At 70.2% G+C, this 22,771-nt stretch carries 20 protein-coding genes; 7 read left to right on the plus strand and 13 right to left on the minus strand.

Annotated features, from left to right (window positions below):
- Window positions 1-10 precede the first annotated feature (10 nt).
- Window positions 11-484, plus strand: coding sequence for a hypothetical protein (locus AC3WLB_RS15155; protein WP_148287561.1), 474 nt, complete (start codon window positions 11-13; stop codon window positions 482-484).
- Entirely contained in the window at window positions 481-1,299 is an 819-nt protein-coding gene (locus AC3WLB_RS15160) for a CPBP family intramembrane glutamic endopeptidase (protein WP_492507331.1), read from the plus strand. Before AC3WLB_RS15155 ends, AC3WLB_RS15160 begins: the two co-directional genes overlap by 4 nt.
- Window positions 1,300-1,405: 106 nt before the next feature.
- Here the strand turns inward: AC3WLB_RS15160 and AC3WLB_RS15165 are convergent, their stop codons facing one another.
- The 7 genes from AC3WLB_RS15165 to AC3WLB_RS15195 form a co-directional block, all read right to left on the minus strand.
- A complete protein-coding gene (locus tag AC3WLB_RS15165; protein ID WP_492507333.1) occupies window positions 1,406-2,827 on the minus strand; it encodes a glycosyl hydrolase family 28-related protein in 1,422 nt (473 codons plus the stop codon).
- Window positions 2,828-2,880: 53 nt separating this feature from the next.
- A complete protein-coding gene (locus AC3WLB_RS15170) occupies window positions 2,881-3,825 on the minus strand; it encodes an alpha/beta hydrolase (protein ID WP_492507335.1) in 945 nt (314 codons plus the stop codon).
- Window positions 3,822-4,739: a carbohydrate ABC transporter permease gene (locus AC3WLB_RS15175; protein ID WP_492507337.1), complete on the minus strand. Its 918-nt coding sequence runs from the start codon at window positions 4,737-4,739 to the stop codon at window positions 3,822-3,824. Before AC3WLB_RS15175 ends, AC3WLB_RS15170 begins: the two co-directional genes overlap by 4 nt.
- Window positions 4,736-5,653, minus strand: coding sequence for a carbohydrate ABC transporter permease (locus AC3WLB_RS15180; protein WP_022896383.1), 918 nt, complete (start codon window positions 5,651-5,653; stop codon window positions 4,736-4,738). Before AC3WLB_RS15180 ends, AC3WLB_RS15175 begins: the two co-directional genes overlap by 4 nt.
- 19 nt (window positions 5,654-5,672) lie before the next feature.
- On the minus strand, window positions 5,673-6,992 hold the full coding sequence (locus tag AC3WLB_RS15185) for an extracellular solute-binding protein (RefSeq protein ID WP_022896384.1): 1,320 nt from the start codon (window positions 6,990-6,992) through the stop codon (window positions 5,673-5,675).
- 55 nt (window positions 6,993-7,047) lie between these two features.
- The gene (locus tag AC3WLB_RS15190) at window positions 7,048-8,229 is read right to left on the minus strand and encodes a mandelate racemase/muconate lactonizing enzyme family protein (RefSeq protein WP_022896385.1); all 1,182 of its coding nucleotides are present in this window, start codon (window positions 8,227-8,229) and stop codon (window positions 7,048-7,050) included.
- A 157-nt stretch (window positions 8,230-8,386) separates the two neighbouring features.
- Window positions 8,387-9,103: an FCD domain-containing protein gene (locus tag AC3WLB_RS15195; RefSeq protein ID WP_022896386.1), complete on the minus strand. Its 717-nt coding sequence runs from the start codon at window positions 9,101-9,103 to the stop codon at window positions 8,387-8,389.
- Window positions 9,104-9,210: 107 nt separating this feature from the next.
- On the opposite strand from AC3WLB_RS15195, the gene AC3WLB_RS15200 reads away from it, so the two are divergent.
- The 4 genes from AC3WLB_RS15200 to AC3WLB_RS15215 all read left to right on the plus strand — a co-directional run bounded on the left by AC3WLB_RS15200 (window position 9,211) and on the right by AC3WLB_RS15215 (window position 14,362).
- Window positions 9,211-10,326, plus strand: a complete 1,116-nt coding sequence (locus tag AC3WLB_RS15200) for a Gfo/Idh/MocA family protein (RefSeq protein ID WP_022896387.1) — start codon at window positions 9,211-9,213, stop codon at window positions 10,324-10,326.
- Complete coding sequence (locus AC3WLB_RS15205) at window positions 10,326-11,423, plus strand: Gfo/Idh/MocA family protein (RefSeq protein ID WP_492507341.1); 1,098 nt, start codon at window positions 10,326-10,328, stop codon at window positions 11,421-11,423. Before AC3WLB_RS15200 ends, AC3WLB_RS15205 begins: the two co-directional genes overlap by 1 nt.
- Window positions 11,420-13,510 (plus strand): alpha-galactosidase, encoded by a 2,091-nt coding sequence (locus AC3WLB_RS15210; protein ID WP_492507343.1) that lies wholly within the window; start codon window positions 11,420-11,422, stop codon window positions 13,508-13,510. Before AC3WLB_RS15205 ends, AC3WLB_RS15210 begins: the two co-directional genes overlap by 4 nt.
- A gap of 72 nt (window positions 13,511-13,582) precedes the next feature.
- The gene (locus AC3WLB_RS15215; protein ID WP_492507345.1) at window positions 13,583-14,362 is read left to right on the plus strand and encodes an IclR family transcriptional regulator; all 780 of its coding nucleotides are present in this window, start codon (window positions 13,583-13,585) and stop codon (window positions 14,360-14,362) included.
- Here the strand turns inward: AC3WLB_RS15215 and AC3WLB_RS15220 are convergent.
- The 3 genes from AC3WLB_RS15220 to AC3WLB_RS15230 all read right to left on the minus strand — a co-directional run bounded on the left by AC3WLB_RS15220 (window position 14,356) and on the right by AC3WLB_RS15230 (window position 17,242).
- Window positions 14,356-15,030: an SDR family NAD(P)-dependent oxidoreductase gene (locus AC3WLB_RS15220; protein ID WP_492507347.1), complete on the minus strand. Its 675-nt coding sequence runs from the start codon at window positions 15,028-15,030 to the stop codon at window positions 14,356-14,358. The genes AC3WLB_RS15215 and AC3WLB_RS15220 overlap by 7 nt on opposite strands.
- The gene (locus tag AC3WLB_RS15225; protein WP_492507349.1) at window positions 15,027-16,052 is read right to left on the minus strand and encodes a zinc-dependent alcohol dehydrogenase; all 1,026 of its coding nucleotides are present in this window, start codon (window positions 16,050-16,052) and stop codon (window positions 15,027-15,029) included. The genes AC3WLB_RS15220 and AC3WLB_RS15225 overlap by 4 nt, the downstream gene beginning before the upstream one ends.
- A gap of 134 nt (window positions 16,053-16,186) precedes the next feature.
- Entirely contained in the window at window positions 16,187-17,242 is a 1,056-nt protein-coding gene (locus tag AC3WLB_RS15230; protein WP_492507351.1) for a zinc-dependent alcohol dehydrogenase, read from the minus strand.
- Window positions 17,243-17,367: 125 nt separating this feature from the next.
- Here AC3WLB_RS15230 and AC3WLB_RS15235 point away from each other — a divergent pair, with 125 nt between their 5' ends.
- On the plus strand, window positions 17,368-18,447 hold the full coding sequence (locus AC3WLB_RS15235) for an SDR family oxidoreductase (protein WP_492507353.1): 1,080 nt from the start codon (window positions 17,368-17,370) through the stop codon (window positions 18,445-18,447).
- On the opposite strand, the gene AC3WLB_RS15240 is transcribed toward AC3WLB_RS15235, so the two are convergent.
- From AC3WLB_RS15240 to AC3WLB_RS15250, 3 genes are read right to left on the minus strand one after another with little or no spacing between them, the layout of a single operon-like run.
- Complete coding sequence (locus tag AC3WLB_RS15240; protein ID WP_492507355.1) at window positions 18,437-19,981, minus strand: AMP-binding protein; 1,545 nt, start codon at window positions 19,979-19,981, stop codon at window positions 18,437-18,439. The genes AC3WLB_RS15235 and AC3WLB_RS15240 overlap by 11 nt on opposite strands.
- Window positions 19,974-20,642: a TetR/AcrR family transcriptional regulator gene (locus AC3WLB_RS15245; RefSeq protein WP_492507357.1), complete on the minus strand. Its 669-nt coding sequence runs from the start codon at window positions 20,640-20,642 to the stop codon at window positions 19,974-19,976. Before AC3WLB_RS15245 ends, AC3WLB_RS15240 begins: the two co-directional genes overlap by 8 nt.
- Window positions 20,639-22,648 carry an alpha-ketoacid dehydrogenase subunit alpha/beta gene (locus tag AC3WLB_RS15250; protein WP_492507359.1) on the minus strand — a complete coding sequence of 670 codons (2,010 nt, stop codon included), beginning with the start codon at window positions 22,646-22,648 and terminating at the stop codon, window positions 20,639-20,641. The genes AC3WLB_RS15245 and AC3WLB_RS15250 overlap by 4 nt, the downstream gene beginning before the upstream one ends.
- Between the last annotated feature and the right edge of the window lie 123 nt (window positions 22,649-22,771).

Consider the following 22,771-nt stretch of genomic DNA (forward strand, 5'->3'; position numbering starts at 1 on the left):
GGGGGAATTCGTGTCATCTGCTTCGCCGTCTTCGTCGACCCTGTCGTCGGCCCGTCCGGCCACCGTCACCGCCGCCTTCTGGCTGTGGATCGTGGAGGCGGTGATCAGCATCGTGTTCGGCCTGATCGTGGTGACCGTCGCGGCCAACACCCCGGCCGTCACGTCGCTCTCCGGCGAGGACCGGGACCGCGCGGCGGCCGTGCTGGTGGGCGTCGGTGTGGTCTTCGTCGTCTTCGCGGTGGCGCGGGGACTCATCGCGTTCGCGATGCGGCGCGGCCACAACTGGGCGCGCATCGTGCTCACCGTGCTGGCGGTGCTCAGCATCGTCGCAACGATCCTGCAGGGCGGCGCATCGGGCTGGCTGGTGTGGGTGGCGAACGTCATCGCCGTACTGGCCGTCGTGCTCATGTTCGTGCCGGCGTCGAACCCGTGGTTCCGGCGCCGTTCGGCCGCCGGCGCCCCGGCCGTCGCGACCGCGCCGTGAGCGGCGCCGTCGAGGGCCTCGACCCCCGCGTCTCGGCGCCGGCCGCCGCCGGGGCCGGCGGGCCCGCGCCGTACCCGCGCTGGGGTCTGGGGGCGTTCTTCCTCGGGGTCGGGCTGTTCGTGGTGTCGGAGGTCGTCTCCGTCTTCATCGGGGGCGCGCTGAAAGACCTGCCGGAGGCAGCCGAACTGCTCGGGCTCGTGCTCGTCTGGGCGGCGTTCCTCGGGGCGATCGCGTTCGCGACGCTGCACGGCGGGCGACGGAGCGTCGTCGCCGACTTCGGGCTGCGCTTCCGCTGGTGGGACCTCTTGATCGGGATCGTGGCGGGCCTCGTGCTCACGGTGATCGCGGGTCAGCTCGAGCGACTCATCATCACCCTGGTGGGTGGTGCGGGATTCTCCAATCTCCCCAGCTCGAGCGAGCCGACCGCGTGGTTCGTCGTGAACGGCATCCTGGGTGCGGCCATCGTGGCGCCGTTCGTGGAGGAGCTGTTCTTCCGCGGACTGCTGCTGCGCGCGATCGGCAACCTCGTACGCGGCGGCCGGCACCGGCTGCGCGCCCGCGACTGGGATGCGTCGCTGCAGGAGGCGTCCCGCGGTCGCCGGGTCGCCGCAGCGGTGGTGTCGGTGGCGATCACCTCGATCGTGTTCACGATGTTCCACATGCTCGAGGCGAACAACGCCGCCGACCTGCTGCTGCTCGCGGCGGCCACGCTGCCGCTCGGCATCGTGAACGGCATCTTCGCCTACCGCACCGGGCGCCTCGGGCCGGGCATCGTCACCCACATCACCTTCAACGCGATGGCGCTGCTGCACTGAAGGGTGACCCTGCGCACGTCGACGACGCATCGATGGTCGCGCCTGCCCCGCCGAGAGAGCCCAACTGCCCGCGGTTCGCTGGGGCAGGCGCGAGTCGGAGCACCGGTCAGGCGCCGAGGTTGAGGTCGACGACCTTCGACGTGCCGCCGTTGTCGACGAGACCGGCGGTGCCGTTGCCGGTGAGCATGTTGCTCGTGATGATGTAGTCGTCCACCCCCGTGTCGATCAGCACGCCGACCCCCACGGGCTTCGCACTCGGGTACGCGCCGTTCTGCCGGATGGAGTTGCCGCTGATGACGCTCTGCGTCGCCTCGTCGGCCAGCACCACGCCGTACCCGCCGGCCGCACCCTGCCCGTTCAGGCTGATGTCGCACCCGGTGATCGTCCACGACCCCGACTCCGCGAACACGCCCGAGCCGTAGCCGTTGAACATCTTGCAGCCCGACATCGTGACGCTCGACGGATGCAGGATGGCACCAGGATGCACGCGTAGCAGACACCCGTCGGGGTGTCCGGTCTGGCCGTCGAACCCGGAGTTGCTGAACCAGGTGTTCTGGAAGGTGAGCACGTACACGGCGTTCGGCATGATCTCGACGTTGTGCCGGTACGAGCCGTCGAGCACGGCCTCGTTGAAGATGATCTCGCGGTTCGGCGACCCGCCGAGCGTGTCGTCGAGCAGCACGTTCGAGCCGTTGAGGTAGCAGAGGAACTCGTCGAAGTAGACCCCGCCGACCCCGCCGCCGATGTGCGCGCCGATCGGGGTGAACGAGCACAGGGTGCCGCCGGTGATCCAGATGTCGGCGCCGACCTCGTTGCCCCAGCACGTGATGCCCTTGTTCTGCGCCTGGATCTTGCAGCTCTCCATCACCACGATCGTGAAGTCGTGGAAGGTGAAGGAGTCCCAGAGGTTGTTGGGGTTCGAGTACACGCGCGAGACGGCGTGCACGTTCTCGATGCGCATGTCCTGCACGCCGTCCATGGCGAGCGCGGCCCCGCTCGTCTTCTGCACCGTGGACATGATGGCGAAGTCGCAGTAGAGCCCGTTGCTCACCAGCGCGGTGACGCCGGTGGCCCGGGCGACGCGGATGATGTCACCGGCCGCGAAGGAGCAGGCGATGATGGTCGACGCCCCTTCGCCCCGCACCGTGATGTTCGCGCCGGTGACCTGGAGGGTCGAGGTGGTCTTGTAGGTGCCCGCGCTGATGAGCACCGTGCCGCCGCCCGCTGCCTGGGCTGCGTCGATCGCATCCTGCAGTGCCGAGGTGTCGTCGTGCACACCGTCACCGACGGCCCCGTAACTCCCGGCGTCGAAGATGGCGAGGGCCTTGGGCTTCTTGCCGGGGGCGACCGGCACGCCCGGCGCTGCCTGGGCGGCCGAGCCGCCCGCCAAGGCCGGCACGGCGGCGGCCGCGGCGACGGCCGTCCCGACCGCAGCCCGCGCCAGGAAACCCCGCCGTCCGATCGGCCCCGCGGTGCGGTCGTGGTGCTCGAGGGTCTCGTTCTCGGTCGTGTTGCTCGGTCGTGCCATCGTTCCTCCTTGAATCGATCACTGACGTGCCCGGTGTCCGGCCCGGGGCCGGCCTACGCGGTGAGCACTCCGCGCAGGAAGTCGGTGCGGGCGGCGACCGCCCGCTGAGCGAGCCGCGTCGTCGCGAGCCCGTCGAAGCCGTGAAAGGCGCCCGGCCACAGGTGGGCCTCGACCGGCACGCCCGCCCGGCTCAGCCGCGCCACGAAGTCGAGCTCCTCGTCGCGGAACAGGTCGACCTGCCCGATCTCCACGAAGGTGGGCGGAAATCCGCTCAGGTCGGTCGCCCGCCCGGGCGCGGCATCGAACGGCACCTCGCCCTCGAGATCGCCGAGGTAGGCCGCCCAGCCCGTGGCGTTCGACTCGCGGTCCCAGAACCCCTCGTTCGAGAGCTCGAAGGTGGAGGGCAGTGCGTTGCGGTCGTCGAGCTGGGGCTGCACGAGCAGCAGGGCGCACGGCGTCGCACTCCCCCGGGCCACGATGCGCACCGTCAGTCCGGCGGCGAGCAGGCCGCCGGCGCTGCCCCCCATGACGACGAGCCGCGCCGGGTCGACGTCGAGCCCGAGTTCGGCGAGGCCGCCGCCCCGCATCCACTCCCAGACCGCGTCGACGTCGTCGAGCGGTGCGGGGTACGGATGCTCCGGTGCCAGCCGGTAATCCACGAGCACGATCACCGCGTCGAGCTCGAGGGCCAGCCGCACGTTGTACTCGAGGCCCGAGCGGTTGCCGCCCGCGACCATGCCGCCGCCGTGGATGGCGAGCAGCGCGCCGCGGCGGCCCGGCGCATCCGGTCGCGCGACGAGCACCGGCACACCCGCGACGTGCGTCTCCTCGATCACGGCGCCGGTGCGCTCGCGCACCACGTCGACGCTCTCGAACAGCGCGGCCATGGCCTCGCGCAACGCGGCGATGCCCTCGGCGCCCGCCATGAACGGATGCCCGGTCTCCTCCGCCGGCAGGAAGGCCAGCAACTCGGGGTCGATCGGCGGCCCCGACCTCACTTCAGCGCTCCCGCCACCATGCCCTGGGTGATCTGCCGGTTGAACAGCACGAACAGGAGGAACGGCAGCGCCGCCGACATCAAGAGGCCCGCCGCGATGATCGCATCCTGAACCAGGGTGGGGTTCTGCACGCTCTGCCGCAGCAGCGCGATCGCCACGGGGAGAGTGCGCTGCTCGGGCGAGGACATGATGAGCAGCGCGAACAGCAGCTCGTTCCAGAGGCCCAGGAAGGTGAAGGTACCGAGCGTGATGAAGGCGGGACGCGCGAGCGGCACCGCGATCTCGAAGAACACCCTGAACGGCCGGGCACCGTCGATGCGGGCCGACTCGATCAGCTCCTTCGGCACCGCCATGAAGAAGGTCGCCATCATGTACACACCCGCCGGGATGCTGATCGCGACGTACAAGAGGATGAGCCCCGGGTAGGTGTTCACCAGGCCGATGTCGAGGATGACCTTGAAGATGGGCGGGATCAGCACGGTGATCGGCAGCACCATGATGATCATGATGATTCGCAGCAGGGTGGCCCGGAACGGGAACCGGAGGAACGCGAAGGCGAACCCGGCCATGCAGCCGAGGATGACCGTGATGATGGTGCCGGCGCCGACGGTGATGACGCTGTTGACGAAGGAGACGCCGAGGGTGCCGGACAGGGCGGTCACGAAATTGTCGAGCGTGGGCGGGAGCGGCAGCCCGAGCTTGTTCGACGCGTAGTCGCCGGGTGTCTTCAGGGCCGTGAAGATCATGAAGACGAAGGGGTAGATCGTCGACGCGGCGATGGCCGCGCACACGATGATCACCACGAACTTCGCCGGGCTCATCCGCTTGTGTCCGCGGCGGCGGCGCGGGTTCGGGTTGTGCTCGATCTCGTCGGCGATGACGGGTTCGAGGGCGGAGAGGGTGGAGATGGTCATAGCGGAGTCCCGGAATCGTCGAACATCGACTCACCGCGCCGTCGCGAGAGCCGCAGGAAAACCAGCAGCAGGATGCCCAGCAGGAGGAACAGGGTGATGCCGACCGCGGTCGCGTACCCCGGAGCCCCGTACCGGAAGGCCTGGTTGTAGATGAAGAGGTCCACGGTGGTGGAGGCGTAGCCCGGGCCGCCCTGTGAGAACGCATAGCCCAGCACGATGGCCGACGAGAACGCCATGATCACCACCATGACCGTCCAGTACTCGGTGACCCCGCGCACCGACGGCAGGGTCACGTACCGGAATCGCTGACCCCAGTTGGCGCCGTCGATCCGCGCCGCCTCGTAGAGGCTCTCGTCGACCGAGGCGAGCGCCGCCGTGAACAACAGCACACCGAGGCCGAAGCTCGACCAGATGACCATGCCCGCCACGATCCACATCACGAGGTTCGTGTCGACCGTCCAGTTGTTGGCGAGGAACCCGAGACCGACACCCCGTAACGCGGTGTTCAGCGGACCCTCGGGGCCCAGGATGATGACGAACAGCACACCGATCACGACCGGCGACACGAGCACCGGCAGCACGTAGGCGATCTTGAAGAACGACGCCCCGGGAATCCGGTCCTGGATGACCGCGGCCAAGAGCAGCGGTCCCAGGATCCAGATCGGCGCGAGCACCAGGATCTTCGAGGTGTTGCCGAGTGCGGTGAGGAGCACGGGGTCGGAGAGCATCCGGGTGAAGTTGTCCAGCCCGTTGAAGACCGGGTCGCGGATGCCGTCCCAGCTCGTGAAGGCGATGAACACGCCCTGGAACACGGGCCACACCCGCAGCAGGACGATGACGAACAGCGCCGGGCCGAGGAACAACAGCAGTGTTCCGGGCGAGGAGTACTTCTTCGTGCGTCGCCTGTTCGTCATCGTCCCGCTCATTGCGTGGCTACTCCGTTCCCATCAGTACGGGGTACTGAGCTTTCCGGGAATCCTCGGCCTGCTGCAGCGCATCCTCGTATGTCGTCTGCCCCAGCATGGCGAGTTCGATCTGGCTCTGGAAGACGTCGTTCGTCTTGGAGTCCTGCATGTTGTGAGCGGGGAGGAAGGTAGGCTTCCCGGCCTTCAGCAGATCGACGAGCGAGGAGGCACCGGGGTTCTTCGCGAGGAAGGCGTCGAAGGACACGTCCTTGTTGTTCGGGAAGTAGCTGCCGGTGTCGAGGCGCTCCTGCTGGAACTGCGCCTGCTCCTGGAACAGGGCGAGTTCGGCGGCGAGCTTCTTGTGCTTGGAGAAGTCGGTGACGGCCCAGACGTTCATCGCGCCGGCCGGCAGGAACTCGGGCTCGACCGTGTTCTCGATCGACGGGATGAAGCGCACGTACTGCCCGATGGTCGGGTCCTGCATGTAGGCGAACTGGCTGTAGATCGTGAACTGCATCGCGGCTTCACCGGTCTGGAACTTCTCGAACCCGTCCGGGTACCAGGGCGTCGCGGGCATGTCGGGGTCGAAGCAGCCGGCGTCGACGAGCGACTGGATGCCCTCGACGGCCGTCGAGACCGGCGGCTCGTTCATCGGGCTGTCGTACGTGGCAAGCGCTGCGGCCTGGTCGGCCGTGGCCGAGCCGGCGAACAGGGTGGAGTAGGTCCAGCCGCTGAGGTAGCCCTCCTTGTTGCCGCCGCCGATCGGGGTGATACCGGCGTCGTTCAGCGCCTTGCACGCGCTGATCAGCTCGTCGACCGTCTGCGGCGGGTTGTCGGGGTCGAGCCCGGCCTTCTCGAACAGCTGCGAGTTGTACGAGATGCCGAGGCCCTGCAGACCGATCGGCACGCCGTAGGTCTGGTCGTCGAAGGTCACGCCTTCCCAGCCGCTCAGCTGGTTGCGCTGGTCGTCACTGATGTACTTGTCGATGGGTGCGAGGGAGGGCTTGAGCGACAGCACGTCACCCCACGCCCAGGTCATGATCAGGTCGGGGCCGCTCTTGGCCTGTGCCGCCGCCTGCATGAGCTGCTTGATGACGGCGGGGTCGGCGGGCTGCGCCACCCGCTCGATCGTGACGCCCGGATGATCGGCCTCGAACTGCTGGTCGACCTCATCCATCACGGCTTTCCAGTTCGGGTCGCTGCCCGAGAGCAGGTCCCAGACGACGAGGTTGCCGGTCTCGTCGCCGTCATCGGAACCCGAAGAGCTCGAGCTCGCACAGGAGGCGAGGCCGACTGCCAGTGCGGCGACGGATGCGACCCCGAGGAGTCGCTTGATGCTTCGTTGCATTTCCATCTTCTTTCTCTGTGCGCAGGCGCGCACGCTGCGGTGGGTGGTGCGGGGTCTAGTGCAGGGTGGAGGCCACGTCGAGGGCGGTGCCCTCCCGCTTCTCCCACCCCACGGCGAACAGGTTGAAGGTCGCGCCGTTGGAAGGATGCTCGGCCGCCCGCTCGCGGTCGAAACGGACGCCGAGACCGGGCCGCTCGGGCACCGGGAAGCCGCCGGTGCGAGGGTCGACCAGGTGGGGGTGGTCGACCAGGTCGAGCACCCAGGTGTCGGCGAAGTCGTTGAAGTGCTCGAGCACCTGGAAGTTCGGCGTCGCGACGCCCAGGTGCACGTTCGCGGCGGTGCTCACGGGGCCGCAGACGTTGTGCGGCGCGAGCGGCACGTTGTACGCCGCCGCCCAGCCGGCCAGCTTGTGCAGACCCGTGATGCCGCCGAAGTGCGTCACATCGACCTGCAGCGTGTCGACCAGGCCCTCCTCCAGGAGCGGCGCGGCGTCTTCGATGCCGTGGATGCGCTCGCCGGTGGCGATCGGCAGCCGGGTGCCGAGCCGCACGTTGCGGAGGCCGTGCACGTTCGCCGGGGGGACGGGCTCCTCGAGCCATTTGGGCGCCAGGTGCTCGAGCGCGCCGGCCACCCGCACGGCCGTCGCCGAGCGGAATCGGCCGTGCATCTCGATCATGATGTCGACGTCGGGCCCGACCGCGTCGCGCACCGCCTCGACGATCGAAACCGATCGGGTCAGTTCGGCCGTGGTGAGGTCGGCCGATGCCGCGCCGAACGGGTCGAGCTTCAGGCCGCGATAGCCCCGGGCGACGACGGTCTTCGCCAGCTCCCCGATCGCCTCGGGCTCCCGGTCGCCCTGGTACCAGCCGTTCGCGTAGGCCGGCACCACGGAGCGGAACCGGCCGCCGAGCAGCTTCCAGACGGGCTGACCGCAGGCCTGACCGATCAGGTCCCAGCAGGCGATGTCGATCGCGGCGAGCGCCGACTGCGCCACTTCGCCGGCCCGGCCGTATTCCGTCCAGAGCACGCCCCAGGCGATCCGCTCCACGTCGAAGGGGTCGGCACCGATCACGTAGCGGTTGCCGATCTCCTGGATGGCCGCGATCAGCGTCTCGGTCTTGTTGACCATCCGCACCTCGCCGACGCCGACCAGGCCCTCGTCGGTCTCGAGTTCGACGTAGGTCAGTTCCCGCCAGGGCGTGCCGACCACGGTCGTGACGATATTCGTAATCTTCATCGATTCACCTCGTGTCACCGAGCGCGGTGCCGTTATCGCCTCGGGTTCTCAGAAAGTATCAGATAGGTTCTCGCGAAGTCAACGATAGGTATTTGGCTCGGTGGCTCGAGGCGCGTCGCGTGGGCAGGGCTCCGCCCCCGGCCCGTGCAGGGCGCCGTCAGCGCAGTGCGGCCGCGAGGTCTTTCTCGGTGCTGCGGAGGTGCCGGCGCATCGCGGCGGCCGCTCCGGCCTCGTCGCGGCGCTCGACGCAGTCGAGGATGTCGGCGTGCTGCTCGAGCACCTCGTCGAAGCGCCGCCCCAGCCGCTCGTGCCCGGCGAAGCTCTGCGCGCGTGACGAGCGCTGCGAGTCGGACAACTCCTCGATCAGAATCGACAACATCTGGTTGCCGGTGGCGGCGGCGAGCAGTTCATGGAACTGGATGTCGGCCTCGTTGAAGTCCTCGGGAGCGGAGATGTTGCGACTCATGTTGTCGATCGCCGCCTGCATCGCCACGATGCTGGCCCGGCTGGCGTTGCGCGCCGCCAGCACGGCGATGTGCACCTCGAGCGCCTGGCGCACCTCGAGCAGATCGAGCAAGGACCGCGGGTCGCGCCGGATGGCGTTGCGGAAGAAGTCGCCGACCCCCTTGCCGTTCGGTGACGCCACCACCGGGCGCCGGCCGTTGTGCACCTCGATCAGGCCCCGCGCGCTCAGCTGCCGCATGCCTTCCCGCACCGTGAGACGACTCACCCCGAGATCCTGTGCCAGCTCGCCCTCCGACGGCAGTGCGTGCCCGGGCTCCAGCTCGTCGAAGACCAGCGCCTCGACCCGCTCGACGACGCGATGCATCGCGCTCTGTGGCGCGTCGTCCCGCGTCTCGGTGCTGTCCGTCATCTTGGCCCTCAATCGGTTTCCCCCACGGTACAGCGAGATGTCATCAAATGGACACACCGGTTTGCTGTTGACAGAGCAAACCTATCAGATAGAGTGCAATCGAATCCGTGAGCACCGCTGTGCCCACGACCACCGTTCTCGAGGAGGAGACCATGAGCGACCCACGACCCCTGACCGCTGCCGTGATCGGAGCCGGGGCGGGTGGCACACTCAGCATCGACGCGCTGCTCGCGTCAGACGACTTCACCCTGACGGCGGTGGCCGACATGAGCGAGGCCGCCCTCGAGCGGGTGCGCGAGAAGACCGGCGGCACGGTCGCCACGTACACCGATGCTCTGGAGATGTTCGCGCAGAGCCCCACCGAGGTCGTCTGCGTCTCGACCTACGCGCCCACCCATCTGCCGCTCACCCGGGCAGCGCTCGAGATCCCGGGCATCCGGGGCCTGCTGGTCGAGAAGCCCCTCGGCGACACCACGGCGGCCGGCCGGGAGATCCTCGACCTGATCAAGGCGCACGACCTCCCGGTCGTGGTGCCGCACGGCCTGATGGCGCAGGCCGGCGGGGCCGAGGTGGTGCGCCGCGTGCGTGCCGGCGAGATCGGCACCCTGCGCGTGGTGGAGATCGAGTGCACGAGCTGGGACATCATCAACGCGGGCATCCACTGGTTCCAGTTCTTCGTGGCGCTCACCGGCGGCGAGCCCGTCGACTTCGTGCTCGCCGCGGCCGACGTCTCGACCCGCACCTTCCGCGACGGCATGCAGGTGGAGACCGATGCGATCACGCTGGCACGCACCCGCTCCGGTGTCCGGGCGCTCATGCACACCGGTGACTTCGTGCCGCTGACCCGCAACGACATCGTCTGCCTCTTCCGCATCGTCGGCGACAACGGCTTCATCGAGTTCGGCGCCTACGAGGGCTACTTCACGATCGTGAATGCGGGCAACGACCGCGTGCGCGTCGACGTCGAGCCGTTCGAGGTGAGCGGTCACCAGCGCCACCTCGAGTTCCTCGCCTCGCAGATCCGCGACGGATCGCGCGACTACGCCATCCCGGACTCGTCGCTCCAGGCCCTCGAGATCGTGGAGGCCGCCTACGAGTCCGCCCGGGCGCACGGCACCGTCCTGCTGCCGATCGACGGCGAGCAGCCCGAGCGGCCCACCGACTGGAACGCCGGCGCGCCCTACTCGGGCACCGGCGGTGGCCGGAACGGTCGTGAGCTCTGATGGCGGCCCGCATCGGGATCGTCGGCGCGAGCTGGCGCGCGCAGTACTACCTGCGTGCCGCATCCGTACTCCCCGAGCACTTCGAGGTGGCCGCCGTGCACGTCGCCTCCGACGCCTCGGCCGAGCGGGTCACCCGCGACTGGCGGGTGCCCGCCACCACGTCGCGCGAGACCTTCCTCGCCGGCGACTACGACTACATCGTGGTCGCGACGCCGGCCGAGGTGGCGGCCGAACTCACGGTCGCCGCCGCGCGGGCCGGTCACGCCGTCCTCACCGAGACGCCGCCGGCACCGACGCGCGAGTTGCTGCTCGACTACTACGCGACGCTGCAGGGCCAGCGGGTGCAGGTGGCGGAGCAGTACCGCTTCCAGGCGCATCACGCGGCCCGGCTGGCGATCGCGGCATCCGGGCGCCTCGGCGCGGTGACCTGGGCGCGGCTCTCGGCTGCTCACGGCTACCACGGCGTCAGCCTCATCCGCGCGTTCCTCGGCAAGGGCTTCGACCCCGTCACCGTGACCGGGTGGTCGATCCCCGACCCCACCGTCGCCTCGCGCGGCCGCGACGACTGGCACGAGGAGCTGATCGAGTACACCTCCGCCAGGGCGTTCGCCCGGCTGGATTACGGCGCGCAGAACGGGCTGTACGAGTTCGACTTCGAGCAGTATTTCTCCCCCACCCGCCCCCGGCACGTCGAGGTCTATGGCCCCCGCGGCCAGATCAGCGACGACACCGTGTCGTACGTCGTGGGTGCACGGCACGCCACCACGGGCCGCCTCGCCCGCACGGCCACCGGCGCCGACGGCGACCTCGAGGGGTTCTTCGTCGACTCCATCGCGTGGGGCGACGACATCGTGTGGTCGAACCCCTACCGCGGCGCGCGGCTCAACGACGACGAACTCGCCGTGGCCGAGCTGATGGGGCGCATGGCGCGCTACGTCGACGGCGGCCCGGAGGCGTACTCGCTCGCCGACGGCTGCCACGACCAGTTGCTGAGCCTCGCCATCAACGAGGCCGTGGAGTCGGGTGCGCCCGTGCGCGTCGACGAGGTGCCGTGGGCCGGCGCCGCCAGCGTCTACGACGGCGAGGTTCACGGATGACCGTGCTCATCGACTGGGGCAACAGCACCGTGCGGCTCCGGCTCGCCGAACACGAGGGGCGGGCGGTCATCGTCGCGCTCGGCCCGGCCGACGCCGGTACCGACGACCTGCCGGCCGCCATCGCCCTGCCACCCGCAGAGGTGCTGGTCGCCGGCGGCCGGCTGCCCCAGGGGCAGCGCCATGTGGGCCTCGGCACCTCGGCCGAGTTGCGGTACCAGGAGCACCGGACGGAGAGCGACGGCGCCACATCGAGCCTCGTCGTCGTGCAGGCGACCGCCGCCGGCGTCGAGCTCACGAGCCGCTTCACCGTGTTCGGGGAGCTGCCGGTCATCCGGGTGCTGCAGACCGTCGCGAACCGCGGCGCGCAGCCGTTCGTGCTCGAGCACCTCTCGAGCCTCTCGCTGAACGGCTTCGCCCGCTTCCGCGACCCGGCCTGGCGCGACGACCTGCGCCTGCGCATCCCCCACAACACGCTGTTCGCCGAGTTCAACTGGACCGAGCACACCCTGCCCTCCCTCGGCATCGTCGACGTCGGCTTCACCGAGGAGGGGGTGCACTCCTCGAAGTCGCGCGTCTCGGTGTCGAGCATCGGCACGCAGTCGACCACGGAGTACCTGCCGATGGGGGCGCTCGAAGACCGCGGCCGCGACCTCGCCTGGGCCTGGCAGCTCGAGGCCAACGGCTCGTGGCAGTGGGAGGTGGCCGACCATCTGGCCGCCGTCTACCTCTCGGCGGGCGGCCCGAACGACCAGGAGCACCACTGGCACCGCCGGCTGGAGCCCGGCGAGTCGTTCACCGCCGTGCCGCTCGCGATCGCCACGACACGTGGCCGAGTCGAGGATGCGCTCGTTCCGCTCACCGAGTACCGCCGGCTCATCCGCCGGCCGAACGCCGACGACATCGACCTGCCGATCGTGTTCAACGACTTCATGAACGCGCTGATGGCCGACCCGACCGAGGAGAAGCTGCTGCCGGTCATCGCGTCGGCTGCCGCGGCGGGCAGCGAGTACTTCTGCGTCGACGCCGGCTGGTACTCGGACGAGCAGAGCTGGTGGAACACGGTCGGCGCCTGGACGGAGGCGTCCGACCGCTTCCCGAACGGCTTCGTGCGGGTGTTCGACGCCATTCGTGCCGCCGGCATGGTGCCGGGGCTCTGGCTCGAACCCGAGGTGGTCGGCGTGGAGAGTCCGCTCGCCGAGCAGTTGCCGGGCGACGCCTTCTTCCGGCGGCACGGTGCGCGCATCGACAGCCAGGGCCGGCATCAGCTCGACTTCCGCTCGGCGGCGGTGCGGGAGCGGATGGACGAAGTGGTCGACCGGCTGATCGCCGACTACGGCCTCGGCTATCTGAAGTTCGACTACAACATCAACGGCGGGATCGGCAGCGACGTCGACAGCGACAGCGCCGGCGACGCATTGCTCGAGCACCACCGCGCATTCCTCGACTGGATTCGCGGACTGTTCCGCCGGCACCCGGATCTCGTGATCGAGAACTGCTCGAGCGGTGGCGCACGGATCGACTACGCCTCGCTCGCCGAGTTCTCCATCCTCTCCACGAGCGACCAGGTCGATCACCTCAAGTACCCGCCGATCGCCGCGGGCGCGCCGAGCGGCGTCACGCCGGAGCAGGCGGCGGTCTGGGTGTACCCACAGCCCGAGTTCGGCACCGAGGAGCTGCGGCTGGCGATCGTGAACGGGCTGCTGGCACGGCCGCAGCTGAGCGGCGGGATGTGGAAGCTCGACGAGGCACAGCTCGGGACGGTTGCCACGGCGATGGAGGTGTACCGCGGGTACCGCCGGCGCATCCCCCACTCCTCACCGGTCTGGCCGATCGGGCTGCCCGGCTGGTACGACGACTGGATCGCCCAAGGGCTGGTCGATGACGAGGGGCTGCTCCTCGCGGTGTGGCGGCGCGGCGGCGCCGATTCGGTGCAGTTGCCGCTCGCGCCCTGGGCGGCGGGGTTCGGCCGGGCCGAGGTGCTCTTCCCGACGGATGTGCCGACCGGGCTCGAGTTCGAAGCCGAGTCGGCGCTGCTGACGGTGACGTTGGACGCCGCGCCGGCGGCGCGCCTGATCCGGGTGTTCTGAGTTCCGGTTCGGCTCCCGCTCGGTGGAACAGCATTCCGTTATGCTGAACGTCGAGCGGGAGCGAGGTCCCTCATGAGCGCGGACGGCGAAGCGGAGCGGCTCGTCGGCACCGATCGGGTGCTGGCGGTGCTGATCGAACTCGCCCAGCATCCGCTCGGCGTCAGCCTCGACGAGCTGGCGGGACGACTCGGCTACCCGAAGCCCACCATCCACCGAGCGCTCGCGGCGCTGCGGCGCGCCCGGCTGGCCGCGCAGACCGGTCGCGGGCGCTACGTGCTGGGGGACGAGTTCATCCGGCTCGCGCTCAAGAATCACCAGGCACGGCCGGAGGCGTTGCAGATCGGCCCGATCCTGCGCGCGCTGACCGAGCGCTTTGGCGAGACCGCCCACTACGCCGTGCTCGAGGGCGACGAGGTGGTCTACCGCGCCAAGGAAGACCCGGAGGGCGGCGCCATAAGGCTCACCTCGACCGTCGGCGGCCGCAACCCGGCGCACCGCACCGCCGTGGGCAAACTCCTGCTGGCCTACGCCGTCGACGACGAGTCGCAGTTGCAGGAGCGACTGGGCGGCTCTCGGATGCTCGCGGGCAGCACCCCGCACACGATCACGTCGATCGACGCCCTCTGGCGTGAGCTGCAGGAGACCCGTGCGCGCGGCTACGCCGTCGACGACCAGGAGAACGAGATGGGGGTCAACTGCGTGGCGGTGCCGGTGCGGCTCGGCGCCGACGCGACGATCTCGGGCGCCATCAGTGTGAGCGCACTCGCCTTCCGGCTGCCGCTGGCGGCACTGGAGGCACGTGTGCCCGAGATCGAACAGGTCGTCTCGGGCGGCCTCCCGCCTGCTCAGTAGGTGGCGCGCCCGCCACTGATGTCGTAGACGGCGCCGGTCGAGAAGCTCACGGCGTCGGAGCTCAGCCAGGCCACCAGCTCGGCCACCTCCTCGGCGCGGCCGACCCGCTTCATCGGGATGAGACTCGTGATGTGCGCCAGCACCTCGGGCGCGGTCGTGTCGTTCATCGGCGTTGCGATCACCGCGGGCGCGATGGCATTCACCAGCACGCCGGTAGTGGCGAGCTCCTTGCCGGCCGATTTCGTGAGCGCGATCACCGCCGCCTTCGACGCCGAGTAGATCGACAGGTTCGGGTTGCCGTCCTTGCCGGCCATGCTCGCGAAGTTGACCACGCGGCCCCAGCCCCGGTCCACCATCCCCGGCACGAAGGCCTGCATCATGCCGACCACGCCGAGCACGTTCACGTCGAGCACCGCGCGCCATTGCTCGGGCGGCGTGTCGATGAGCGGGGCGTTCGGGCCGACGATCCCGGCCGAGTTGATGAGGATGTCGATCGGCCCCACCTCGGCGGCGGCCGCGGCGATGGATGCCACATCCGACACGTCGAGCGTGACGTCGACGCCGGGAGCGATGTCGGCCGTCACCACCTCGACTCCGCCGGCGCGGAGGCGGGTGGCGGTGGCGGCGCCCAGGCCGCTCGCTGCGCCGGTGACCAGTGCTCGTCTCATGACCTGTCCTGTTCTTCGATGACGACATGGAATTTCGGGCCGGGGCCGGCGCCCTCGGGGCGTGTGCCGGCGAGAATGGCGGGCAGCTCGTCGAGTGCGACGGTGGCCGCCACGATCGGGCGCGGGTCGACCGCGCCGCTGCCGTAGGCCTGGATGGTGCCCTCGAGGCCGGGCGAACCGCCGAGGATGCCGACGGCCGTGACGTCGGCGAGCGCGATGTCTCGGGTGTCGACGAGGCTCGGGCTGCCGGCGAGGCCGACGAACACGACGCGTTTGCCGGGTTCGACGAGGCTCACCGCCTTGGCAGGCAGATCGGGTGCGTTCGAGGCCTCGATCACGGCGTCCCACGGGCGGTCGGGCAGGGCGGATTCGGTCCAGACGTTCTCGAAGCCGAGCGAGCGCGCGAAGGCGAGCGACCGCTCGCTGCGGCCCATCAGGTGCACCTCGGCGCCCTCGGCCCGGGCGAACATCGCCGCGAGCAGGCCGATGGTGCCGGCGCCCAGCACGAGCGCGCGGTTGCCAGGGCGCAGCCGCGCGGCCTCGACGGCGCGGAAGGCGTTGGCACCGGGCTCCACCAGGGCACCCGCAGCGTCGTCGACGGTGTCGGGAAGCCGGTGCAGCGCATCCGCCGGCACCGCGACCTGGCCGGCCAGCGCGCCCGGCCGGCCGCCGCGCACCCCGAGCTCGGTGCGGAAGGCGCACACCCGGTGGTAGCCGCTCCGGCAGCGCCGGCAGGTGCCGCAGCCGAGCATCGTGTCGCCGGTCACGCGTGCACCGAGCCACGCCGGGTCGACGCCCTCCCCCACCGCGGTGACGGTCCCCATCCATTCGTGACCGATGCGGATCGGGTAGCTCGCATTGCCGTCGTGCAGGTACTGCATCTCGCCGGTGAAGAACTCGACGTCGGTGCCGCAGATGCCGGCGCGCGCCACATCGACCACGACCTCGCCCGGGACGGCCTCGGGCGGCGCGATCTCCTGCACCTCGGCGGCGCCGGGGCCCGTGATGACGAGTGCCCTCATCGGGGACCGACCAGTGTCTGCGGCGAGTCGGGAACGGCATGGGCGCAGGAGAAGCTCATGGCGCCATGCTAGTGATGTTTCACTCCACGTGCTTGAGTTCCGTTATTCGGAATACCCCCAACCTGAGGGCCCGGTCACCGCCACGGATCGATGAGCACCTTCCCGTCGAGGCGACCCTGCGCCAGCCGCTCCAGCTGCGCGCCGAGCTCCTCGAGCGGCACGACGCTCTCCAGCAACTCGGGACCGACGACCCCTTCGGCGAGGATCTCGAGCGCGGGCCCGAGGTCGGCGTCGCAGACATGCGCGAGGCTGGAGTCGATGGTGATCTCCCGGAACACCACGGAGTGCACGTCGAGCTCGGGCTTCGCCTTCGGCAACCCGACCGCGAGCACCCGTCCGCCGTCGCGCACGAGGGAGACCGCGGTCGCGAGTTGCCCGGGAGCACCGCTGGCCTCGATCACGACGTCGGGCCGCGCTCCGCCGAAGGCGTCCGTCACCTCAGCCAGGAGCTCGGGCGACGGGCTCAGCACCGCGGATGCTCCGAACCGGAGCGCGCGCTCCTGCTTCGGGCCGGCGAACTCCACCACCACGATCTCCGCGTCGACGAGGTGCTTCAGTCCGGCCAGCACGAAGGACGCGATCGCCCCGGCTCCGATGATCACCACCCGGTCGCCGTCGACCGCGCCCGAGCGGCGGGCGGCATGGATGCCCACGGCGAGCGGCTGGGCGAGGGCGGCGTGGTCGTACGACAGCCCGTCCGGGATGCGCGCGAGCGTGCGCTCCGGAACCGACACGAAGCCGGCCATCCCGCCGTCCGTGGAGAGGCCGAAGGTGTAGTACCGGTCGCACATGTTCGTGCGGCCTTCCCGGCAGCGCGCGCACTCGCCGCACCACACGCCCGCACCGCTCGCGACCCGATCGCCGGGCCGGAAGGCGCTCGACGCATCCGCCTCCACCACCTCGCCCACGAACTCGTGACCGGGGACCATGGGGCCGATGTGCCCGGTCACCCGGTGTGCGGTGGTGACGGGAAAGATCTTCGGCCCCACGGCCCATTCCGTGGCGTCGGTGCCGCACAGACCCGAGCGCACCACCTTCAGCAGCACGTCGCCGGGGGCGCGGATCGGTTCCGGAACCGAGTCGATCCGGATGTCGTGGTCGGCGTGGTAGACGGCTGCGCGCATGCTCATACGAGGTCTCTCTGGTCAGTGCCGATCGATTCGTCAGCGAACAGATCGTTTAGTACAGCTTTACAGCAGGTCCCTGCTGTTCACAACTACTTGTTATCCTGAACAGGAAGAGAGAAAGGACGACGATGTCTGTGGACGAAGCACCGACGCGAGCCCTGGTCGTGGGATCGACGGGGATCGCGGGTCAAGCCCTCAGCCGGCAGCTCCTCGACGCCGGCTTCGAGACCTTCGGCCTCTCCCGCTCCCTCGCGACACCCGTCCCGGGAGTGCGTGCGATCGCCGCCGACCTGCTCGACGCCGGCGGGCTGATGGCCGCACTCGCGGAGGTGCGGCCGCATCTGGTGTTCATCACCGCTTGGATGCGGCAGCCGAGCGAGGCGCAGAACATCGAGGTCAACGGCGCCATCGTGCGTAACGCGATCGCGGCGGCCGCTGCGGGCGGTCGACTCCAGCACGTCGCGCTGCTCACCGGACTGAAGCACTACCTCGGCCCGTTCGACGACTACGCCACGGGCGTGATGGCCGACACGCCGTTCCGCGAAGACGAAGCGCGCCTGGACAGCCCGAACTTCTATTACGCGCAGGAGGACGAACTGTTCTCGGCCGCCGAGGAGTACGGCTTCACCTGGAGTGTGCACCGCGCCCACACGGTGTTCGGTTTCGCGGTGGGGAACGCGATGAACATGGCGCTCACGCTCTCGGTCTACGCCACCCTCTGCCGGCGCTCGGGCGAGCCGTTCCGCTTTCCGGGGTCGGAGACGCAGTGGAACGGCGTCACCGACGCGACCGACGCCGACCTCCTCGGCGAGCAGTTGCTCTGGGCGGCGACCCACGCCGAGGGGCGCAACCAGGCGTTCAACATCGCCAACGGCGACGTCTTCCGCTGGCGCTCGCTCTGGCCGCGCATCGCGGAGCACTTCGGCGTCGACTGGGTGGGCTTCGACGGCGCGCCCGCGCCGCTGGCCGAGCGGATGGGGAATGCGGCCGCCGACTGGGCCGCCCTGGCCGACGAGCACGGGTTGGTCGAGCGCGATGTGAACCGGCTCGCCAGCTGGTGGCACACCGACAGCGACCTGGGGCGCAACATCGAGTGCTTCACCAGCATGAACAAGAGCCGCGAGGCCGGATTCCTCGCCTTCCGCTCCACCCCCGAGAGCTTCTTCGACAAGGTCGCCCGCTACCGAGCCGCCCGCATCATCCCCTGAGCTCCCGGGATTCGAGGGCGCCTGCGGCGGCCGCTTCGGCGGCGCGTTGGCGGAGAACGTACTTCTGCACCTTGCCTGACACGGTGCGCGGCAGGTCCGACACGGTCCAGAGGAACTCGGGATACTTCTGGCGCGCGATCGCCTGCCGGTCGAGGTGCGCCGTGAGATCGGCCAGCCGAACGCGCTCACCGGAGCGGGCCACGACGACCTCGGCTATCGCGTCGAGGGTGATCAGGAGATCCTCCACCTCCTTCGCGCTGATGTTCTCGCCGCCGCGCACGATCAGGTCTTTGCGCCGGCCGGTGATGGTCACGGCACCGGATGCGGCGATCGCCGCCAGATCGCCGGTGCGGAACCAGCCGTCGGCGGTGAAGGCCGCCGTGTCGTCGCGCGGGTCGAGGTAGCCGAGGAACAGCTCCGGCCCTCGCACTTCGAGCTCGCCGTCGGCGGACAGCCGCGCCTCGGCCTCGCCGATCGGCCGGCCCTCCGAGTCGAGGTGGCCCTCCTCGGGGTCGTCGGGCCGCACGATGCACAACGTCGGCATCTCGGTCGAGCCGTAGGTGCGCGAGATGCGCAGCCCCATCGCGCGCTCGGCGTCCCGCACCAGCGCGGCCGGGATGTCCGCCCCGCCACAGACGAAACCACGCAGCGCCGACCGGATGCCCAGTTCGGCGTACCGGTCGGCGAGCCCGCGGAGGAACGGGGTCGCCGCGACCGTGAAGGCGCAGCCGTCCCGTTCGATCAGCTCGACCGCACGCTCCGGCTCCCATCGGTCCAGCAGCGACACGGCCCCGTTCGTGATGACCGGCGTCAGCACCCCGTAGAGCAGCCCGGTCACGTGCGCCAGCGGCGACGGCATGAACACCACGTCGCCGTCGAGCCCGAAGACCTCGGCGATCGACGCCGCCTCGTAGAGCAGCGTGCGGTGCGAGTGCAGCACTCCCTTCGGGGTGCCGGTGGTGCCCGAGGTGAACATGAGCAGCGCGATGTCGTCCGGGTCGGCCGGCTCGGCGGCGACCGGGGCGGGGGTGGCCGCCGGGCCGGCGCCCCGCGCATCCGCCAGCACCTCCTCGATGTCGAGCACGGCGGCGCCGAGTCCCGCGGCGGCGAGCGCCTGCCGGGCCTGCGCCGGGAAATCGGCACCGCGGCCGAGCGAGGAGACCACGACCGCCGCGGGGACGGCGCTGCGGAAGATGGTCTCGAGTTCCCGGCCGCGGTAGATCGTGGTGATCGGGTTGACGACGGCGCCCCGGGCCCATGCGCCGTGCAAGGCGGCGACGGTCGCCCAGGTGTTGCCGAGCTGCAGGCTCACGACGTCGCCGGGGCGCACACCGGCGGCGGCGAGTGAGCGCTGCACCGCTGCGGCGGCCCGGGCGAGCTCGTGCCGGGTCAGGCGCACCTCGCCATCGATCACGGCGATCCGCTGCGGGTCGGCGGCGGCCGCCTCCGCCACGACCGCACCGATCGGCCGGTCCCACGCATCGAGCGAGCGGTAGTGCCGGGCGGCGGACACCGCCCGGGTGAACTCACGCATCCGCACCCCGGCCGAGCAGGGCGCGCGAGCCCACCCCCGACAGGAAGATGGCGAAGAGCTGGTCGGAGACCTCCTCGTGCGTGAGCTTGCCGCCGGGCCGGTACCACTGGTAGGCCCAGTTGCACATGCCGAACAGCGCGAACGAGGCGGTACGGGGGTCCTGCCAGGCGATGACTCCGTCTTTCATGCCCTGCAGGATCGCGGCTTCCACGAGCCCTTCGTAGCGGTCACGCTTGACCTTCGCCGACTTCTGCAGCTCGGGCGGGAGCTCGCGGAAGTACTCGAAGAACACGCGCACGTGCCCCGGCTTCTCGTCGATCAGCGCCACGATGTCGTGGGCCACCGACCGCACGATCTGCACCGGGTCGTCGGTCGCCTCGGTGGTGGCGTCGAAGAGGGCGAGCAACCCGTCGATCCACTCGTCGTGGATGGCGTAGAGGATGTCGTGCTTGGCACGGAAGTAGTGGTACACCGTCGCCTTGGCCGTGCCCACGCGTTCCGCGATGGCCGCCGTGGTGGTGCGGTGGAACCCCAGCTCGTCGAACAGCGTGGCCGCCGCCTCGAGGATCTCGGCGCGCCGCATCTCCCCCGACGCGGTCAGCGGCGCCTGACGCGGGGCGGACGACGGGTCGGAGAGGGGTGCGGGAGCGGGAATGGTCACGAGAACGGCTCCAGGGTCGATCGGATGGCCCGCTCGATGTCGTCGTGCTGCGGCAGCCACGCGGCCTCGAGCGGTGGGGAATAGGGAGCGGGCGAGAAGGCTGCGCCCACTCGCCGGGGCGGGGCGTCGAGCACCCAGAACGCCTGGTCGACGACGGTGGAGACGATCTCGGCGCCGACCCCGAAGTCGGTCACGGCCTCGTGGGCCACGACGAGACGCGAGGTCTTCTGCACCGAGGCGAGCACGGTCTCCCGATCCCAGGGCGACACCGTGCGCAGGTCGATCACCTCGACGCTGATGCCCTCCGCCGCCAGACGCTCAGCGACCGCCAGGCAGTCCAGGAGCATCCGCGAGTAGCTCACCAACGTCACATCCGTTCCCGCTCGCGCGATTCGGGCACGGCCGATGGGCACGCGGTGCCCAGGCGGGGCCGCGGCGGACCGGGTGCCGTAGAGCGTGCGGTTCTCGATGTAGACGACCGGATTGGGATCGTCGATCGCCGAGCGCAGCAGTCCGTAGGCGTCGGCCGCGGTGCTCGGCATCACGACGGTGAGCCCGGGGATGTGGGCGAGCAGGGCTTCGAGACTCTGCGAGTGCTGACTGCCCGCCGACCGTCCCGCACCGAACTGCGTGCGCACGGTCATCGACATGGTCGCCCGTCCCGCCGTCATGAAGTGCAGCTTCGCCGCCTGGTTCAGCAGCTGGTCGAAGGCCACGCCGATGAAGTCGAGGTACATGATCTCGACCACCGGATGCAGCCCCGCCATGGCGCCGCCGACGCCGAGCCCCAGCACCGCGGCCTCCGAGATCGGGGTGTCGAGCACCCGGTCGGGATGCTTGGCGTACAGCCCTCGGCTGACGGCGAACACGCCACCGCCGGCGCCGACGTCGATGCCGGCGAGGAAGGCCTGCGGGTCGTCGTCGAGCGCGTCGGCAAGGGCGGAGCGGATGCCCTCGATGTACTTCACCGCGGGAGCGTCCGCAGCGATCGGGCCCTCCCCGAGGACAGGTCGAGGTGCCACGACGTAGCGGCCCGCGTCGGCGGCCAGTGGCTCGGGCGCCGCGGCGGCCCGCTCGGCCGCGGCGGCCACCGCGGCGAAGGCCTCCTGCCGGATCGAGGCGATCCGCTCGTCGGGGACTCCGAGCGATCGCAGCCGGTCCTCGGCCACCGCCAGGGGGTCGGTCGCCCGCGCCCGCCGCAGGTCGTCGGTGTCGCGGTACTGCTGCTGGTCGCCCTCGTAGTGGCCGTGCCAGCGGTCGGTCATCGCCTCGACGACGACGGAGCCGCCGCCGCGCCGCACGGCCTCGACGACCTGGCCCATCCGCTCGGCCACCTCCCACACGTCGGCACCGTCGACCTCGAGGTATCGCACCCCGTACCCGGCCGCCCGCTGCCGCAGCGTGGCCGGATGACCGTCGGCCGCAGCCGTGAACTCGGCGTACCCGTTGTTCTCGCAGAAGAACACGACGGGCAGGCCCCACAGCGCCGCGAGGTTCACCGACTCGTGGAAGAGCCCTTGCGCCACCGCGCCGTCGCCGAAGAACGCCACCACGACGTCGTCGCTGCGGGTTCGCGCGGCGTGCGCGGCCCCCACCGCGATCGGCAGGCCCGCGCCCACGATGCCATTGGCACCCAGGATGCCGAGTGCCGGATCGGCGATGTGCATCGAGCCGCCCCGCCCGGCCACGGCTCCGGCCGCCCGGCCGAACAGTTCGGCGAACATCGCCTCGGGTGCCATCCCCTTGGCGAGGCAGTGGCCGTGCCCGCGGTGGTTCGAGGTGATCATGTCGGTGACCCGCAACGGTCGGCAGGCACCCACCGCCGATCCCTCTTGACCGAGCGAGACGTGCACGAAGCCCGGGATCGCACCGTCGCGGTAGAGGTCGGAGGTGAGCAGCTCGAAGCTCCGCACCGTGCACACCCGGGCGTAGAGCTCCTCGAGCTCCGCCACCGTCGGAGGGGCCGGCGGGGGCAGCACGAGGTCACCGTCTCCGAGTGAGGTCACTGATCGCTCCCTTGCGTGATCACCAACCGGCCCGCTGGCCGGTCGTGTCGAGCATCAGCATAGCGATATCTCCCTGATTTGTGCATACTGGTTCTTGTTTCGACCGGCCCACCGGTCGGCTAA

Source organism: Herbiconiux sp. FW305-C-125 (genome assembly GCF_058783455.1).

Bases quoted from the DNA above. Each gene is read 5' to 3' on its own strand.
- AC3WLB_RS15165 (WP_492507333.1), bottom strand. From the start codon at position 2,827: ATGGCACGACCGAGCAACACGACCGAGAACGAGACCCTCGAGCACCAC.
- AC3WLB_RS15175 (WP_492507337.1), bottom strand. From the start codon at position 4,739: ATGACCATCTCCACCCTCTCCGCCCTCGAACCCGTCATCGCCGACGAG.
- AC3WLB_RS15180 (WP_022896383.1), bottom strand. From the start codon at position 5,653: ATGACGAACAGGCGACGCACGAAGAAGTACTCCTCGCCCGGAACACTG.
- AC3WLB_RS15185 (WP_022896384.1), bottom strand. From the start codon at position 6,992: ATGCAACGAAGCATCAAGCGACTCCTCGGGGTCGCATCCGTCGCCGCA.
- AC3WLB_RS15190 (WP_022896385.1), bottom strand. From the start codon at position 8,229: ATGAAGATTACGAATATCGTCACGACCGTGGTCGGCACGCCCTGGCGG.
- AC3WLB_RS15195 (WP_022896386.1), bottom strand. From the start codon at position 9,103: ATGACGGACAGCACCGAGACGCGGGACGACGCGCCACAGAGCGCGATG.
- AC3WLB_RS15205 (WP_492507341.1), top strand. From the start codon at position 10,326: ATGGCGGCCCGCATCGGGATCGTCGGCGCGAGCTGGCGCGCGCAGTAC.
- AC3WLB_RS15210 (WP_492507343.1), top strand. From the start codon at position 11,420: ATGACCGTGCTCATCGACTGGGGCAACAGCACCGTGCGGCTCCGGCTC.
- AC3WLB_RS15215 (WP_492507345.1), top strand. From the start codon at position 13,583: ATGAGCGCGGACGGCGAAGCGGAGCGGCTCGTCGGCACCGATCGGGTG.
- AC3WLB_RS15220 (WP_492507347.1), bottom strand. From the start codon at position 15,030: ATGAGACGAGCACTGGTCACCGGCGCAGCGAGCGGCCTGGGCGCCGCC.
- AC3WLB_RS15225 (WP_492507349.1), bottom strand. From the start codon at position 16,052: ATGAGGGCACTCGTCATCACGGGCCCCGGCGCCGCCGAGGTGCAGGAG.
- AC3WLB_RS15230 (WP_492507351.1), bottom strand. From the start codon at position 17,242: ATGAGCATGCGCGCAGCCGTCTACCACGCCGACCACGACATCCGGATC.
- AC3WLB_RS15235 (WP_492507353.1), top strand. From the start codon at position 17,368: ATGTCTGTGGACGAAGCACCGACGCGAGCCCTGGTCGTGGGATCGACG.
- AC3WLB_RS15240 (WP_492507355.1), bottom strand. From the start codon at position 19,981: ATGCGTGAGTTCACCCGGGCGGTGTCCGCCGCCCGGCACTACCGCTCG.